We start from the raw sequence: 14,894 nt of genomic DNA on the forward strand, positions 1-14,894 counted from the left end.
TGGACAGCGATTTGGACAGGGGTGAAAACCGTTTGGACAGATAAAATACAGGCCAGAGGAAGTACCCTCTGGCCTGCGAGTTTATGGTGGGCGTTAGAAGATTTGAACTTCTGACCTCTTCCGTGTCAGGGAAGTCCTGGGCCCATAGCAAACCATTACACTCCCCTACACTTTGGACAGTTATCGCAGCTAGATGGGCTGTTTTCGAAAACCGAACACTACAGACCGCTACACAATACAACGCTCCAGGCGGGCTCATTCGTACCGGAATTCGTACCACCCCTAAGCCATTAAGCTCTAGTCAGGTTCATAGGATGAGCGCCGTTGCATTCTCATGACAGAACGTCACCTTTCATTCTTGATGAAACTGATTCAACAAATACCGCCCAGGAAGACAGGAGTCGAAGCCTTGACGGACCTATAGGGGGTGCCGCGCACCCCCTCGCGCGCAGTGCGCGCTCACCCCCTTGCCCTGCCCCGCCAGGGCACGCGGCGAAGAGCTCGCCGCATGTCCTGGCGGGGCATCTAGGTCATTCTGGAAGGGAACCACGCACGGCAAGGGCTGTGCGAAGCAAAAGGGCTACAGGCACGACCAGCACCACAAGGGTGACGAAGACAACGTCCGCAAGCACCCAAGCAAGCTCCTCGCGCATCAGGAAAGCAGCTCGTTCACGCGCTTCTGAACGGCAGCGTAGTCTGCTCCGAGGCGGCGCCTACGCTCCTCGCCATTGCCGTAGTCCCCGCGAATCACCGCGCGTGCCAGAGCGTCGACGTCCACAGAAGATGAGCTAGAGGCCGTTTTGCCCCCAAAAATCTCGTTCACCCTGGTCTGGACTGCAGCATAGTTCGAGCCCAGAGCTGCTCTACGTGCATCTCCGTTACCGTATTTTCCGGCGATAGCCTCACGGGCAAGGGCATCAATGTCAGAGGAGGGCGCAGAGGGGGCTGACTCTGGCTTGGAGTCTCCAAGGCCGGTCATGCGGTCGTACCAGAGCTGGGCACGTTCGATGTAGGCCGACTTCTGGGAGCCGTAAATCTCGCCTGGGCATGAGGTGCTCGCGAAATGCTTGTGCGGGAAGACGTTGACGTCCCATTGGGGACGCCCCAGCCCGTAGAGCCTGCAGAGGGCAGCGGTGAGGTGCGCGCCGTTGTCGAGGCAGGCCTCGGTGATCGTTCCGTCCGGGCGATTGGCGTGCTCGATGCCGATGGACTGGCAGTTCTCCGCCCAGTTGCCTGCATGCCAAGCGGTATCCCTGTCCCAGACGAGCTGACCGATGCGGCCCGAGGATTCCACCTGGTAGTGTGCGCTTGCGGTGCGCGTCTGCCACCAGCTGTGGACGTCCTCGACGGTGCCGTCGGCCGCGTTGTAGTGGATGACGACATGGCGGATCTTGTAGCCGGAACGGCCGCTCGTGAAGTGCTTCTGCATGAGGAGGTCGAGGTCTGCCACGCACTTCGCCCAGTCCCTCATTCGAGATCACCGCCCTCCTTGTCGACGTGCATGCCGATCTCGGCCATGAGGGGCGAGAGAGCGGCCATCACGAGGGCGACGACGAAGGCCCTCCATTCGGGGGCGATTGCAATCGTGCCTACGATGAGGTCGAGGTTAGCCACAACCACGCCAAGAACACCCTGGGCGACCGTGCGCGCGAGCCTCCACCACCACTCGTTACCGGTCAGGAACTCGTTCATTGCTGCTCCGCCTTCCTCTCGAGCGACTCGACGTCGTTCCTGAGGAGCGCAACGTCCCTCTCGAGGCCGTAGGTGCGCTCGACGAGGCAGTTGTGCTTGTCGACCCGGCGGGAAAGCTCGTCGATCTTCTGCTCCATGACCGCACGGGACTTCGAGTTGCTCGCCAGGACGCCGGCAAGCGTCATCCCGCCCGAGATGAGTGCGACGATCACCGACTCCACCCTGACCCCCTGACGACGTCATCCGACGCGACCATGGTCGCAGCCCGTCACAGAGGTGCTTGTTACGCGGGATTTCAATTGCAAGCAACAGAGAGACCCGAGTGAAAGGCGGAGCGATGGTGGACCCGAGCGACTACGTTGTGTTGGACGTGGAGACGAACGGCCTCGACGAGGAGAGGGACGACCTTCTCTCGATTTCGGTGTACGTACCGGACGAGGAGCGAACCTATGACAGGTTCCTGCCGCTGGAGAGGCAGGCGAAGCTGAGCCCTGACGCGGCGTGGGTGAACGGAATCACCGAGGAAGACCTTGCAGGCAGGGAGCCGCTCTCCCAGGTGGAAGTCGACGAGCTCCTCGAGGGGTGGCACGTGGGAGAGAGGACTGTGCTCACGTTCAGTGGGAGCGGCTTCGACGAGCGCTTTCTCCGAAGCTATATGGAAAGCCATGGGCTCACTGGGTACTCGCAGGTGAAGTTCCTCGACATCAAATCGATGGTATGCCGCCTCGGCGAAGGGCATTCCAGGGCATCCAAGGACAACCTGTGCCGCGCATTCGGAATTTCCGGCGTCAGCGAGATACACACGTCGGCCAACGACTGCCTGCTCGAGTGGAGACTCTTCGAGGCTATGGACGGCCTTCCGGTCGTGGTAGCGGGAGACGTCGTCTACTGCTGCGAGCGCGTAGGGGAGCTGCCTCACCCCGCGGTCAGGTAGCCGGCGTGGCTCTCGTTGTCGATGACGGCGTAGTCCGCCGAGGTCTTCGAGGATGAGAAAACGGTTCCGTTCCCGCCCACGAGCTTGGAGTCGGCGTAGAAGGTGTTCGACTTGGTCGTGAACGCTGTCGGCAGCGTCCACGATGAGCTGGCGAGGATCGTCGTGAGCGAGGACATCCCCGAGAAGGCGTAGTTCCACCTCAGAATCGTGGACGGGTCGAGCCCGCGCAAGTCGAGCGTCTGGAGGTTGACCGAGCCGTTGAAGAGGTACTCGATGCTCACGGGGTGGACGTTCGACCAGCCGTCGAAGGCTATCGCGGAGGACTTGGTGTTGTAGAACCAGTAGTCCATGGACAGGCCGGAGACGCCGGACATGTCGGAGGCGAAGGTGACGCTCGTGATGGTGTCGCGGAGCTCGTGCCAGGGCATGGACCCGAGGCCGTTGTAGCGCGCGTTAGTGCAGAGGGTCCCCGAGGCGGTGACGGTGCGGCTGGCGTCGATGACGCCGTAGCGGTTGACAACGAGGGAGCCGTCTGAATACAGGTACGCAAACGCCCAGGAGCGCTGGTCGTCGGTGTTGCAGACCAGAAGGCCATTGGTGCCCGTCGTGAAGGCAGACTTCCCCATCGTGTCCTTGGCCACGGTGAGGTGCCCGCCGACGAGCTTACGGCATCCGTAGAACGGGATGCTCGCGGCCGAGATGGAAGGGGCGTATGCGGCGTCGCACCAGATCGACCTCAGCTCCGAGTCACCGGAGAAGGTCTGGTTCGCCTTGGCCACGCCGGAGATGTTGTCGAAGCCGGTCACGTTCATGAGCGCGGTCATGCCCTGGAACCAGTGAGATATGTCCGTGAAGGTGACCTCGCTGAAGGAGGAGTCGACGCCGACGAAGATGATCTGCTCGCGAACGTCGTGCCAGGGCAGGTCGGAGTCACTGGCATAGCCGTCGGTCGAGACCTCCCAGGAGGCCAGGATTTCCCCCTCCCCAGAGGAGAGCTGCGGCCCGTCGAGGTAGTTGAACTCGATGCTCCTGCCGCGGTTGTAGAGGATGGCTCGCGGCTTAAGGCCTACGTCCCAGGTGAGGTCGCGTATCGCCTGAGCCATCTCTCCGGGCTTGTACTTCGTGGAGAGTCCGTTCTGGCCGCGTATCGCCGCGGCGATGTCCGAGAAGACGGAGTCGGAGACGACGCCCGAGCCGCTCTTCAGGGTTAGCGTGGCGGCATCGCCCGACTTCGTCCCGTCGAGCGCCGTGACCGCCGCCGCCATGTCTGCCGGCTTGTAGGACGCGCTGCCGCCGCTCTGCTCGCGAATCGCGTTGGCGATGTCGCCCAGGACGGACTCGGCGATGATGCCCATGCCCATCAGTAGCTCACCTCCGAGAGGTCGGGGAACTGCTCGGTGACCCACGCCTTGGTGGCGTAGGCGGAGAGGTCGGGCGTCGTGCCATCCTCGCCCTTCGCGCCAGTGGCACCAGTCGCCCCAGTGGCTCCCGCCTCGCCCTTGAGCCCGGTGAACGCGAATGAGAGCGTCCTGGCGGATGGGGTCCCGCCGAGCGTGACGGAGACGGCGGGCGTACCCGACGAGGCGTCCACGGTGGCGGTGACGTCCGCGATCGTCGCGTCTGCGCCGTCCCTGCCGGCAGCGCCGGCCGTGCCTGCCGGCCCGGTCTCGCCCCTGGGGCCCTGGGGACCCTGAGCGCCAGTGGCGCCGGTCGCGCCCCGCGGTCCCGTCTCGCCCCGCTCGCCCTTGGGGCCTACGAGCGCTGCGAGCTGCGCCTGCGTGAAGTCGTCGTAGGTGAAGGCGTCGCCCTTGGGCCCGACGGCGCCCGCCGGTCCCTGAGGCCCCGCGTCGCCCTTGGGGCCGCGCAGGTCCGACGAGCTCGTGCCGCTCGCGGAGGTCAACGTGAGTACGCTGCCCTCCCACGAGTGCGTGCAGCCCACGCCGTCCCTGCCGGCTGGTCCCTTGTCGCCCTTGGGGCCTGCGGGGCCCGGCGCACCCCTCAGCTCGCCGGCGTCGCGCGCCGCCCTCAGCTCGGCCGCCACGGCAAGCGCGTCGGCGGCCGCGTCCTCGTAGCGCTTGATTGCATCCACGAACAGCGTGAAGCCGTCGCGCACGGCGAGCGTGCCCACGAGGGAGGTGCCCACCTCCACGTCGAAGGCGGGAGAGGCGATTGCCCGCTCGCCCCAGCTGAGCAAGACCTCGCACTCGCATGAGCCCTCGTGGGAGGCCATCGCCGCCGGCCAGAACACGCGGAACTCGCCGGCAGCCGCGTCGACCGCCTCCATTGCCACGCATCCCCGCGCGTGGGTCTGGCGGTGGCGCCACACCAGGTACAGCGTCGCGCCGGACGAGAGGTCGAGCGCCCTCCCGCCGCGCGTCACGGTGAGGAGCATTCCGCGCCCGCGCGCGTCCTGCGGCGAGGCTGCGAGCGCGCCGGGCTCCCATGTGTCGCTGGCGCTCCAGCTCACCCTGCCGAGGCCGTCGGCGTCGAGCGCCGCCTCGGTCGCATCGGCCAGGACGTCGTCAGACATGTCAGAACTCCTTTCCCGAGAGGTCCTCGAGCGAGGCGACGGTGTCGGAGGCCTTCGACGCGGTCTCCTCCACCGCGACGACGCGCGTCAGGATCTCGGCACTCCGCTCCCAGGTCGCCCGCTCGACCGAGCCAAGCGTCACGTGAGCCCGCGTCGCGCCATCGCCGAAGGTGCGCACGCGACGCACGCAACGCGCGGTGAGCCGCCACTCCGGCGACCTCGACGCATCGATTACCGCCACGTCGTCGCCGAGCCCCACGCCGACGCCGCCGTCCACCATCGCCACGTCGCACTCGTACGAGACGCGCGGCCGGCTGGACTCCGCGAGCGCCGCCCTGGTGAGCGCCAGGAGTTCGGCTGGGTCCTCGCACTCCGGGAACACGACCTGCCCGAACGAGTGGACGCGCTCGCGGCGCGCGGCGTCCCAGCGCCCCCAGCGCTCCCGTGCCGCGTCATCACCGACCCACTTAACAGAACCGTTAACGGACTCGAAGGAGAGCCTTCGGGTATAGCCGCCCGTCGGGTTGCCCTCCGCGTCCTCGATTGGCAGGCCCTTGCCCCATCCGTAGAGCGCGGTGAAGACCTCGCCCTCTAGGACGGTCCTCGTGCAGCCGGCGAGGTTGCGCCCGTACGAGAAGCGCGCGCCGTGCCAGCCGCCCACGCGGGGGAGGAGCGATGCCCTTCTCCTGGCAACCCGGCCGCCCTCGACGTCCAGCTCGCAGAGGAGCTCGCCGCCCCACACCGAGGCGACGCGCCTCAGGGCGGCGAGGGCGTTCGTGTGGTAGAGAAGGGCGCTGCGCTTCGCGTCGCCCACCGCCACGTCGCCGGACGACCAGCGCGTCCGCGCCAGCACCGCCGCCATCGCCTGGACCGCCGTCCTGCCCACCAGCTGCTCCTCCACGACGTAGTCGCGCAGAAGCTCGCACAGGGAGGACTCCGCGTACACGTGGCAGGCGCCCTCCAGGGGCTCGTCGGTGCGCACGACCTCGTGCTCGCGCCAGCGGCCGTCCTCTGGGTCGTGCCACACGAGCCGGTCGCCCTTCTCAGGCGCTGCCAGGCAGTCGAGCTCGACCGTGTCCTCGCCGCCTACCTCCTCGGTATGCGTCATCGAGCCTAGGGTGGGAAGGACGCCCACGCGCTCGTCCCAGCGGTCGAAGAGGTAGAGCGTCGGCACCATCACGCCCACCTCTCCACCCAGCGCACGACGTGGGAGGAGCAGCCCGAGAAGGATGGGGCCACGTCGCCCGGGCCGATGGCGAAGAAGTCGCTCCCCAGGGTCACGTCGGCCGTCGCGTCCTCGCCGCCCACCGTAACCGCCTGCGCAGCGCAGTCAACCATGACCACGTCGCCCGCCGCAAACGTGCGCTCCAGCGTGAAAGCAGAGTTGCCGCACGCCACCGAGACAACCGTCCCCGCCTCGGCCACGAGCGCGAGCGTCGGCCAGGTCGGCCAGGTGCCACCGACGGCAAAGGAGAGGCCATCGCTCGAGCCGGAGGCGCCGTAGGCGATGGGGTCCATGCATAGGAAGGTGACGACGGCAGAGCCATCCGCGAAGAGTGACGACCAGTCGGAGACGCCCGTACAGACAACGTCCCGCCACCTGAGGGTCGGCTCGCCTGGCACGACGAGCTCGCCGCCCGCGGGGGCGAGCAACCATGACCTAATCCGCGCACGTGCATCGGAGCGCTTCGCAACCGTCGTCGCGTCCGCGTCGTCGAGGAACAGCCTAACTGCGAGCTCGAGCGGCTCCACGTCGCCGCCGAGGAGCGCGAGGCCGGGACGCCCGGGCACCCGCGCGGTCACCGGGGAGACGGCGTGCGCGACGGGCTCCACGAGCTCGGCGCTCGCGACGCCTGTCAGGTCGTGCCCGGCGAAGGTGATTGAGCTCACAGCTGACCACGCGCCCTTGCGTAGGCGGTTGCGCGACGCTGCGCCTCGCGCCCGATGCGCTCGGTATCTGAGGCGGCTGGCCTGCCTTCGGTGCGGGAGCGGGGGTCGGCCCGCGCGCCCGACTTCGTCCTGTTAGCGATGTCGGGGTCGTCCGAGGAGCGCCCGCGCCGCGTCTCGTCAGCCATTGCCGACCACCCCCGTCATCGTCATCGGGACATCCCACACCCAGCGGCCCGAGCGGTCTCGCCCGTAGGGCACCGGCCGGCCGACGTCGCAGGCCACGATCCTCGTGCCTGCCGGCGTCTCCGCCGAAGCCCAGTCCCAGACCGCGAGGTCCAGCGCGACGCCGCGCGCCGTCGCCTCGGCATCCCCGGGGTCGTCGCAGCACACGTGGGCGACGAGGGTGCGCCTCCCGCGCTCGGAGCCGTCCGCCTGCCTGCTCTCACGCTCCCAAGTGCCGCAGGAGACGACGATCGGCTCGCAGCATACCCACGCTGCCACGGGCACGTCGTAGGCGTTCGCGTAGCCCGCCCCGCGCAGGGCGTCGCGCACCGCGCGAGCGGCCACGCCCGCAGGGAAGCTCGCCATCATCCCACCTCCAGCTCCCAGTGGTGGACCTGTCCGCGCACCACGCAGCACCGCCTGCAGCTCAGCACCTGCATGCCGGGAAGCGAGCCCAGCACCACACGGCTCCCGGCCGGAACCTCGAAGGCGCCAGAGCTGTTCACCGCGTCAACGAAGACGCGGCCCGAGTACGCCGAGCCCCTGTGTGCCTCGTCCGAGACGGCGTCCCCGAGCTGCAGGCGGACGTGGCGCACGAGGCGAGCCTCGCGAAAGCCGCCCTGCCCGTCCGAGGGAAAGACCAGCATGTCGTCCGGGAGCAGCCGCCTCGGTATCGGCCTCAGGTACCTCATCGCCGCCCCGCCCCCGAGAAGGCGAGGCCCGATCCCGCAAGCTCGGAGAGCGCCGCCTCGGTCGCGACCTCGCGCCCCGTGGTGCCCTTCTCCATGTAGTTCGTCACCTTGAAGTCGCCGATTGCGTAGCCGCCTACGCGCCCCTCGCCGAACTCCGCGAAGGCGTCGGCTGCCGCGCAGCAGGCGCGGCCCCAGGCGAGGAGGTCGACCGCATCCCACCCGTCCTCCGGCGCCGCGCCTCCGCACAGTCCGCGCACGCACCTCAGCGCGGCGGGAAGCGCCTCCGCATATGAGGACGCATCCAGGGCGCCGCCGTAACGGTCCCGGTAGAAGAGGAAGGAGGGGCCGGATGGCCCCACGCCGTCGAGGCCGGCCATCGCGCACCACCTACGCCGCCGGCGCGGCGCTCACGTGCACGCCCGCGAGCCTGTTGTCCAGCAGCTCCACGATGCCGTACTTGCGGTACTTCATCATGTAGCTGTCGAGGCTCTCCAGCTCGTCCGGCGAGAAGACCCTCGACGCCACGTGCTTGTCGAACTTGATGACCGCGCTCTTCTCCACGACCATGAAGTTGATCGCGCGGCCGTCCGAGGCCTTCGCGTAGCCGAACTTGTCCGAGTCGCCGGACAGTAGGTCGATCTTCGTGTAGAAGCGCGTCTGCGGCACCTCGACGATTCGGGAGAAGCGCGTGAGCACGCGGTTGCTCATGTTGGGGTCGGCGAGGCTGTAGTCGTCGAGTACGCCCTTAAGCGTCGGAGTGATGAAGAGGTAGCGGCTGCCCGTCGTGACCTCGGCCTCGTCCATCGCGTTCGTCACGGAGCGCAGCGCAGCCAGGACGTCCTTCGCCTTCGCGGAAGACAGGTCGGCCGAGTCGACGGTGACGCCGTCGTGTCCTGCTATCTGCGCGTAGGTGTAGGCGTCGGCCTCCGGCGCCACCTGCGTGCGCTGAAGCTCGGCGCCGGCCTGCACGAAGCAGTCCAGGACACCCGCCTCCTCGACGTCCATCACGTCGGCCATGAGGCGGATGCCGCGGTCGTATCCGAAGGTCTTCGTCTCGTAGCTGAAGTCGATGGAGCCAGTCTTGTATCCCACGTTGCGCGTGTAGTCGCCGAGGCCGGACACCGCGATCTTCGGAATCATGATCTCCTTCGCGTTGCGCCCCGCGCGCGCCAGGCGCGCAGGCGAGTTCAGGCAGGTGCTCGTCGCCTCCCTCTTGTAGACGGCGTCCAGCACGGACACGTAGTTCTTCGCGTACTCGATCTTGTTGTCGGCCATGGGCTACTCCTTACCCTCGTCATCCTCGGAAAGGCCCGCGAGTTCGCGCCAGTGCTTGAGCCGCTCCTTCTCCGCGCTCCCGCCGGAGGCCCCTGCGGGCTCCAGCCCGGTCGCGCCGCCCTCGGGTCCAGCGTCCGAGAAGAGCCACGGCTCCGCCTCCCTGAGCTTGGCGACGTCGCCGCCGTGGTCTGCTAGCAGAGCCTTCGCGGCCTTGGTGGAGCGGCACCCGGCGGACCTGAGCGCGAAGTCGGTGCGCTCGTCCTCCATCTGCCGCTTGAGCTCCGCGATCTGCCTGCCGAGGTCGTCGGCAGCCTTCTTGGACTTCGCCGCGTCGGCCACCTTCGCGGAGAGCTCCGCGATCTTCGCGTCCTTGGCCCTGATCTGCGCCTCGTAGTCCTCGGGATTCGCATTCCCGGCGCCTACCTGCAGCTGCGCCTGCGGCTTCTGCTGCGACTGCTGCTGCCCCCGCCCGCCGCCCTGCGGCTGCTGGCCGCCCTCCGGCTGCCCCTCGACCTGCTGCTGCGCCTGCGCGCCATCCTGCTCACCGTCCATCCGGACCGCCCTTCCGAGTCGGCGGGCAAGAAAAATGCCCGCACCTTGTTGGTACGGGCATTGTCCGGGGGCGTCACAGATGGGCGTCCTTTGATGTGATAGCTGGGAGGTGAAGCACTACGTGCTTGCTTGGGATTGCTGAGCCAATTGAATCATGTGATGACAATGATCGGCATAGCCAGTGGATTCAAAGAGGCTCTCCAAAACGTGCCGGTAGCTTTCGGTCGTTGCCCCTGTATTGATGAACGTCTCATCATCGAAGGCGCTATGAGACCCAGCGTTTGCCCACGAAAGAAACGACCTTGCTACCTCTCGGTCGGGGCTACTCATTCCGGACACGAGTTGATCGATGTCAATCCCTCCCATCAGCTTGAAGAAGGTCTCGACAATGCGACGAGCGACGTTCTGGGCAGTCAGGGGCCTGCAATCGGCGCTGTATAGCTCCTGCCAAAGGAGCTTATATGTGCTGCTGATGGGGTTCTTGGCGCACCGCGCGATGGTGGAATGTCCAACACGTTTGCGAATGAAGTAATAGGAAGTTTGGGATTCACCATCTCCAGCACGGCTGTAGGTTATTTCCTTATGGAATGTTATGTTGTGGGTCAGGACGATGAGCTGGTCAATCGGGCCCTCTTTGCTTCGGGCCTGCTGCGCGAGCCTTCGGACAAGGGAGCTGGTAACGAAAAGGACATCGGCATCCATGCTCGTGATGGGGTCGTCTATGACGACGACCCGCTTCTCGGACACGCCGGTTGTCGTCTGACTTCCGCTCATCAGATTGTAGAAGTAAAGAAACGCCAGGAAGCTGGACTCGCCTTCGCTCAGAGTGTTCTCGACGAGGTCACCATTCTCACGGATGATGCGGTAGGACTTATTGTCGTCGGCGACATCGAGCTTGAAGTTCGTGAACCCGAACCTCACAAGGAGATCGTTAATGGTGTCGGCGGTTTCGCGAACGTTGGTTATTCTCTTTTCGGCCGTATCGCGGTTGGCCCTCCATGAGCTAATCCGCTCTTCGGATTTCTGAACCGATGACGTCAATCCATTGATCCTTTTGGCCAAAACTTCCGCCTGTTCCTGAAGTGGCTGTATGCGTGGCTTCGCCTGCAGACTAATGTACTTCCAGATGCTGTCTGTCGTGGTCTTTCTGAGCGAAGCGCGGTTTGAAACGATACGGTTGTGCTCGCCAACTTTTTCTCGTGCGCTTTCAAGTAGGCTGGCAATCTCCTTGCAGGTGTCGCTACAAGAGCCAAGGGTCACTGGCAAACTGGGATTAGTTCCCTTGTCGGCGAGGGCAGAGAGGTTCAGCTGAGTGATGCGCCTGAATTCCTCCAATGAAGCGCGCAGCTTGTCGGAACTCAAGAAGGAGGCGTAGCTATTGAGGATTCCTTCAATCTGGCTCGAGGCCTCGGAAGTCAGGCTCTTGTATCTGTTAGTGGTTTGATGCAGAGTCTCGATGTCATCGGCATATGTACGGTCGAAGAACTGTTCCAACTGCGTTTTGAAGTCCTTGGTGATGGTTGGCTGTTGGCAGAATGGGCAAATGGGACCTTCACCGATATAATGACGGCCAGTTGCCACCCAGTCACTGTTCCCAAGCTCACTTATGATGGCGGTTATCGGGAGATCCTCCTTGCCAACGATGACCTTCTTTAGCACCGGAGTCTCTTCGAGTGTGAGAATATCTGAGAAGTCAACAGGAGGAATCTGTGGAACAGCGGTTTTCGTGTCGTCAAATACCAGAGTGGCGTTCTGGTCCAACTCTTGGGCATCGGGAGTTGGCTCATCTGGTTGTAGCGACGAAAGCGTTTTGATGACCTTGTCGTAGAAAGCGGATTTCTTCCCGGTACCCTTTAGAGCAGGTTGAAATGAGCCGGGTAGATCACGCCTTATTTGCCAGCAAGCTTCTTGAAGCTGTCCGGTCAGGTGCTCGCAGTCGGCTTCCGATTGGTCGAGGTTGGCTTGGGCAGCTTTGGCTGACTTCTCTTCCTTCTCGATTTTGGCGGTAAGGTCGTCGATTGCCTTCTGGGCTTCTACCGAGTCCTTGCCTATAGTAAAGACGCCCGGGACGTTGTCGACGTGCCTGAAGTTCTGTTCGATGAAGTCGCGGTTATATACGTAGGTGCTTATGGCGCCGCCATCATCCCAGTGGAGGTACTTTGGATCGGCGGACGTCGACTCATTTGCAATAAGCCTACTAACGGTCGTCTTGCCCGATCCGTTAGGACCGAACATAAAACATACCCTGTTGAGATGGTCAATGACGGTTTGTTCTGAATCAAAAGGTACCCTGAGCGGGAGATCGATTCGCGTAATCATAAAATGCTTTCTCTGCGTTTGGTTTAATAAGCGATGCAAAGCATAGGTTCTTTAGTCACAGTTTCTTGATGGGATTCGCAGAATTATCTAGGGGCCAATTGAAGGAGAGTCCATCAAAGGGTTAACCTCGGCTAAGCCTTCGCGTCTGCAGGGTTCTAACTCATCAATCTAAACTGATTCAAAAGACATCCCCTGATATAAAGAAAAAGAGAAAAAGGAAACCGCCTTTGCAATTGATCACTTGAGACCTTTACGTCTCTGGTAGCCAAGAAACATGTGATCGGAAGGACGCCACCTAGTAGCATATTCATCAGCTTTATGTAGCCACCATGCAAGTCTTTCGTCTGGCTCAACTTCTTCGTTCCAGTATTCCTTGAATAGAGCAGGGTCTAGAGACCTCGATGCTTCAATCATGTCGTCTTGAAGAATAATGAACGCACGCTCCTTGTTGGATTTGCCTGACCCATCTGATCTGGCTACATGGGCCACGCTACCCGCGGAAAAGAGATCGCGCGCTTGATGACAAAGCACGCCATGATAAGTAAGCATGAACATTACAACGTCGTTGTACTTCCCATTCTGATTGCCGTCCTTAAGCACTTGGGGACAAAGAAGGGTGGCCTCGGCGCGATACTGGATTTTTGTTTTAGGGTCGAGTGATGTATAGAGAATAGGGTCAACTGAGGTGCTGTGCTCCTCACCACTATTGGTATCCTCAAGCCACCAGAGGTGACCTTCCGGATGGATAGAGCGAGCATACTTGCGAATGTAAGGCATTTTATCCAATATATCGAGTCGACGAAATTCGTCGTAGGAAATTCCCATAAGCTTAAATAGGGATTCTTTCTCACCAGTCATATCGACCTGAAAACGAGGCTCATGGGAAGTGCGAACATGGACAACGCATTCCTCGTAAAGCTTCCAACGAGAAGCTGGGGTTCCACCCATCTTGCCAAACATTAGATAAACGGTTTTAACGCTCTCTACACGTTTTGTCTCGCGTATTGAATTGGCGATGCTCACCCATTTATCTGCCTTGGTAAACTTTACTTCCACACCAAATTCACCACAAGGGACATCGGGAAATGTCTGTCCGCTCGGATGAAGGTCTACGGCATTGGGAGAGTTCGACCCATCGGAACGCTGCACTTCATCATGCAATCGCTGGCGTACGTGTTGTTCATATGAAAGCGCATCCGAAAACCACGAGGCATTCGGATGCGTCCTCATATCTTCAGTTAATTGTTTTGCCACAGAGTCTAAGACTGTTTCAAAGTGCTTTTGATCCATCCTGTTTGATACCACCCAAGGTCACGGCAACAGATTTAGCCAAATGCCATGCTAATACAGGTGGTACGGCGTTTCCAATTTGGCGCTCGGTTTCCCTAAGCCCAGAAACAAATTTGAACGTATCGGGAAAAGACTGAATGCGAGCGGCTTCGCGCATTGAGATTCTGCGGGGAAGTGAATAGTGGTACTGAATGTTACCGTGGCATTCAGCACGAATGGTGTACCCAGGCCTGTCAGCAATCAAATGGCGGTTGCCCTGTTCGCTGGAGCGCTTAGCCTTACTCCAAATATGCGAGAAGTCTTTATTCCAGTCCATCTCTTCGAGATCGCCTATAGCTTGCTGAGCAGTAATAGGGTTATCGGGAGTGGTTTCTTTGGGCGGACAAAACTCAGGCAAGTTCTGTTGCGTTCCGACGATGAAAACGCGGTCACGCGTCTGGGGAACACCATATTTTGAAGCGTCATATCTATGTATGTTGAGGTTATAGCCGAGACTTCCAAAATCTTCGACAATCTTTTTGAAGGACTCACTGTTGGACTTGAGAAATAGACTTCCAACATTTTCGGCAACAAAGACTTTTGGATGAGTGCGCTTCACAGCTTCAACTATGGCAATGTACAAGCTGCTTCGCTCCCCCTTAATGCCCTTCATCTTGCCGTTAATGCTTATGTCTTGACAGGGAAAGCCGCCAATTACGACGTCAACAGTACTCGGGAGCGAGTCTAGTTTTTCATTAACATCGCCCTGGATGATTTTTCCAAGATTGAACTCATATGTACTGCAGGCAGCCGGATTGAGCTCATTGGCCCAGACGATGTCGAATGGAAGCCTCGAATAATAGTGATTCAAGAACTCGAAACCGCCGACAAATCCCAGGTCGAGCCCACCACAGCCAGAAAAGAGACTCGCAACGGTCCATTTTGTATGATTGCAGGGGTAGGGTTCAGAATCGTCAACGACCCAATTTCTACCAATTTTCTTTGCGGTGACAAGCCTTCCCTGTTCAGCAAGACGTCTAATAGTATCTGCGCTTCGATTTTGAATCGATGCGTAATCACTTAATGAAACCAGCATAGTATCTCCCCTCTGTGAAGAGGAGTTTACACGCTATCGTGTACCTAATGAAGTAGATTCATAAGAATTCACTTCTGAAAATCTATCGTGTTTATCTGGCATTATCCCATCTAGTGATAAAAATCCAACATACTGGTATTGCGCAAATAGTGCGCAGGTACGGCATGGCGTTTTTATAGGTATCCGAGTTAACGGGAGCTAAGAGGCATCTTCAAATAAAAGAGAATGAGGTGCTAGAACATGACCAACAGAGAAAGAACAAGAAAGAACTTGGGTGAAGAGCCGCTTAGCGAATGATGCGAACAATCAGAGAGTAGAAGAATCCTCATTAAGTAAGCCGCAGAAGGCACAAATGTCTCGAAAGAAAACTCTCTGTTAGACCAGCATTGACGTAGCCGCTCCCTGCCGTTGCCAATAGTCCCA

At 61.3% G+C, this 14,894-nt stretch carries 16 protein-coding genes and 1 tRNA gene; 1 reads left to right on the plus strand and 16 read right to left on the minus strand.

Annotation, left to right across the window (positions count from 1 at the left end; translation table 11 throughout):
* Nucleotides 1-84: 84 nt before the first annotated feature.
* The 4 genes from NVS32_RS10660 to NVS32_RS10675 form a co-directional block, all read right to left on the minus strand.
* Nucleotides 85-165: transfer RNA gene (locus NVS32_RS10660), tRNA-Val, on the minus strand.
* A gap of 487 nt (nucleotides 166-652) precedes the next feature.
* Nucleotides 653-1,471 carry an N-acetylmuramoyl-L-alanine amidase gene (locus NVS32_RS10665; protein ID WP_258499797.1) on the minus strand — a complete coding sequence of 273 codons (819 nt, stop codon included), beginning with the start codon at nucleotides 1,469-1,471 and terminating at the stop codon, nucleotides 653-655.
* Entirely contained in the window at nucleotides 1,468-1,692 is a 225-nt protein-coding gene (locus NVS32_RS10670) for a hypothetical protein (RefSeq protein ID WP_258499798.1), read from the minus strand. Before NVS32_RS10670 ends, NVS32_RS10665 begins: the two co-directional genes overlap by 4 nt.
* Nucleotides 1,689-1,913: a hypothetical protein gene (locus tag NVS32_RS10675; RefSeq protein ID WP_258499799.1), complete on the minus strand. Its 225-nt coding sequence runs from the start codon at nucleotides 1,911-1,913 to the stop codon at nucleotides 1,689-1,691. The genes NVS32_RS10670 and NVS32_RS10675 overlap by 4 nt, the downstream gene beginning before the upstream one ends.
* Before the next feature lie 116 nt (nucleotides 1,914-2,029).
* Between NVS32_RS10675 and NVS32_RS10680 the strand changes: the two genes are divergently transcribed.
* The gene (locus NVS32_RS10680; protein ID WP_258499800.1) at nucleotides 2,030-2,626 is read left to right on the plus strand and encodes a 3'-5' exonuclease; all 597 of its coding nucleotides are present in this window, start codon (nucleotides 2,030-2,032) and stop codon (nucleotides 2,624-2,626) included.
* Here NVS32_RS10680 and NVS32_RS10685 read toward each other — a convergent pair.
* The 12 genes from NVS32_RS10685 to NVS32_RS10740 all read right to left on the minus strand — a co-directional run bounded on the left by NVS32_RS10685 (nucleotide 2,608) and on the right by NVS32_RS10740 (nucleotide 14,471).
* Nucleotides 2,608-3,987: a hypothetical protein gene (locus NVS32_RS10685; protein WP_258499801.1), complete on the minus strand. Its 1,380-nt coding sequence runs from the start codon at nucleotides 3,985-3,987 to the stop codon at nucleotides 2,608-2,610. The genes NVS32_RS10680 and NVS32_RS10685 overlap by 19 nt on opposite strands.
* Nucleotides 3,987-5,156, minus strand: coding sequence for a collagen-like domain-containing protein (locus tag NVS32_RS10690; RefSeq protein WP_258499802.1), 1,170 nt, complete (start codon nucleotides 5,154-5,156; stop codon nucleotides 3,987-3,989). Before NVS32_RS10690 ends, NVS32_RS10685 begins: the two co-directional genes overlap by 1 nt.
* A gap of 1 nt (nucleotide 5,157) precedes the next feature.
* Nucleotides 5,158-6,333 carry a phage tail spike protein gene (locus NVS32_RS10695; protein ID WP_258499814.1) on the minus strand — a complete coding sequence of 392 codons (1,176 nt, stop codon included), beginning with the start codon at nucleotides 6,331-6,333 and terminating at the stop codon, nucleotides 5,158-5,160.
* Nucleotides 6,333-7,046 (minus strand): phage distal tail protein, encoded by a 714-nt coding sequence (locus NVS32_RS10700; protein WP_258499803.1) that lies wholly within the window; start codon nucleotides 7,044-7,046, stop codon nucleotides 6,333-6,335. The genes NVS32_RS10695 and NVS32_RS10700 overlap by 1 nt, the downstream gene beginning before the upstream one ends.
* Nucleotides 7,047-7,223: 177 nt before the next feature.
* A complete protein-coding gene (locus NVS32_RS10705) occupies nucleotides 7,224-7,637 on the minus strand; it encodes a hypothetical protein (protein ID WP_258499804.1) in 414 nt (137 codons plus the stop codon).
* Complete coding sequence (locus NVS32_RS10710) at nucleotides 7,634-7,960, minus strand: minor capsid protein (protein WP_258499805.1); 327 nt, start codon at nucleotides 7,958-7,960, stop codon at nucleotides 7,634-7,636. The genes NVS32_RS10705 and NVS32_RS10710 overlap by 4 nt, the downstream gene beginning before the upstream one ends.
* Complete coding sequence (locus tag NVS32_RS10715) at nucleotides 7,957-8,337, minus strand: hypothetical protein (protein ID WP_258499806.1); 381 nt, start codon at nucleotides 8,335-8,337, stop codon at nucleotides 7,957-7,959. Before NVS32_RS10715 ends, NVS32_RS10710 begins: the two co-directional genes overlap by 4 nt.
* 10 nt (nucleotides 8,338-8,347) lie before the next feature.
* Entirely contained in the window at nucleotides 8,348-9,235 is an 888-nt protein-coding gene (locus NVS32_RS10720) for a hypothetical protein (protein WP_258499807.1), read from the minus strand.
* A gap of 3 nt (nucleotides 9,236-9,238) precedes the next feature.
* Nucleotides 9,239-9,787 (minus strand): hypothetical protein, encoded by a 549-nt coding sequence (locus NVS32_RS10725; protein WP_258499808.1) that lies wholly within the window; start codon nucleotides 9,785-9,787, stop codon nucleotides 9,239-9,241.
* A gap of 117 nt (nucleotides 9,788-9,904) precedes the next feature.
* Nucleotides 9,905-12,106: an AAA family ATPase gene (locus NVS32_RS10730; RefSeq protein ID WP_258499809.1), complete on the minus strand. Its 2,202-nt coding sequence runs from the start codon at nucleotides 12,104-12,106 to the stop codon at nucleotides 9,905-9,907.
* Nucleotides 12,107-12,343: 237 nt separating this feature from the next.
* Nucleotides 12,344-13,396 (minus strand): hypothetical protein, encoded by a 1,053-nt coding sequence (locus NVS32_RS10735; RefSeq protein ID WP_258499810.1) that lies wholly within the window; start codon nucleotides 13,394-13,396, stop codon nucleotides 12,344-12,346.
* Complete coding sequence (locus tag NVS32_RS10740) at nucleotides 13,377-14,471, minus strand: DNA cytosine methyltransferase (RefSeq protein WP_258499811.1); 1,095 nt, start codon at nucleotides 14,469-14,471, stop codon at nucleotides 13,377-13,379. The genes NVS32_RS10735 and NVS32_RS10740 overlap by 20 nt, the downstream gene beginning before the upstream one ends.
* Nucleotides 14,472-14,894: the final 423 nt, after the last annotated feature.

This window comes from Tractidigestivibacter montrealensis (genome assembly GCF_024741235.1).
Classification (GTDB): Bacteria; Actinomycetota; Coriobacteriia; order Coriobacteriales; family Atopobiaceae; genus Tractidigestivibacter; species Tractidigestivibacter montrealensis.

What these genes read in the sequence shown, in the direction of transcription:
- NVS32_RS10740 (WP_258499811.1), bottom strand. Translation starts at nt 14,471, where the DNA reads ATGCTGGTTTCATTAAGTGATTACGCATCGATTCAAAATCGAAGCGCA.
- NVS32_RS10665 (WP_258499797.1), bottom strand. Translation starts at nt 1,471, where the DNA reads ATGAGGGACTGGGCGAAGTGCGTGGCAGACCTCGACCTCCTCATGCAG.
- NVS32_RS10670 (WP_258499798.1), bottom strand. Translation starts at nt 1,692, where the DNA reads ATGAACGAGTTCCTGACCGGTAACGAGTGGTGGTGGAGGCTCGCGCGC.
- NVS32_RS10730 (WP_258499809.1), bottom strand. Translation starts at nt 12,106, where the DNA reads ATGATTACGCGAATCGATCTCCCGCTCAGGGTACCTTTTGATTCAGAA.
- NVS32_RS10725 (WP_258499808.1), bottom strand. Translation starts at nt 9,787, where the DNA reads ATGGACGGTGAGCAGGATGGCGCGCAGGCGCAGCAGCAGGTCGAGGGG.
- NVS32_RS10710 (WP_258499805.1), bottom strand. Translation starts at nt 7,960, where the DNA reads ATGAGGTACCTGAGGCCGATACCGAGGCGGCTGCTCCCGGACGACATG.
- NVS32_RS10715 (WP_258499806.1), bottom strand. Translation starts at nt 8,337, where the DNA reads ATGGCCGGCCTCGACGGCGTGGGGCCATCCGGCCCCTCCTTCCTCTTC.
- NVS32_RS10705 (WP_258499804.1), bottom strand. Translation starts at nt 7,637, where the DNA reads ATGATGGCGAGCTTCCCTGCGGGCGTGGCCGCTCGCGCGGTGCGCGAC.
- NVS32_RS10720 (WP_258499807.1), bottom strand. Translation starts at nt 9,235, where the DNA reads ATGGCCGACAACAAGATCGAGTACGCGAAGAACTACGTGTCCGTGCTG.
- NVS32_RS10735 (WP_258499810.1), bottom strand. Translation starts at nt 13,396, where the DNA reads ATGGATCAAAAGCACTTTGAAACAGTCTTAGACTCTGTGGCAAAACAA.
- NVS32_RS10680 (WP_258499800.1), top strand. Translation starts at nt 2,030, where the DNA reads ATGGTGGACCCGAGCGACTACGTTGTGTTGGACGTGGAGACGAACGGC.
- NVS32_RS10685 (WP_258499801.1), bottom strand. Translation starts at nt 3,987, where the DNA reads ATGGGCATGGGCATCATCGCCGAGTCCGTCCTGGGCGACATCGCCAAC.
- NVS32_RS10695 (WP_258499814.1), bottom strand. Translation starts at nt 6,333, where the DNA reads ATGGTGCCGACGCTCTACCTCTTCGACCGCTGGGACGAGCGCGTGGGC.
- NVS32_RS10690 (WP_258499802.1), bottom strand. Translation starts at nt 5,156, where the DNA reads ATGTCTGACGACGTCCTGGCCGATGCGACCGAGGCGGCGCTCGACGCC.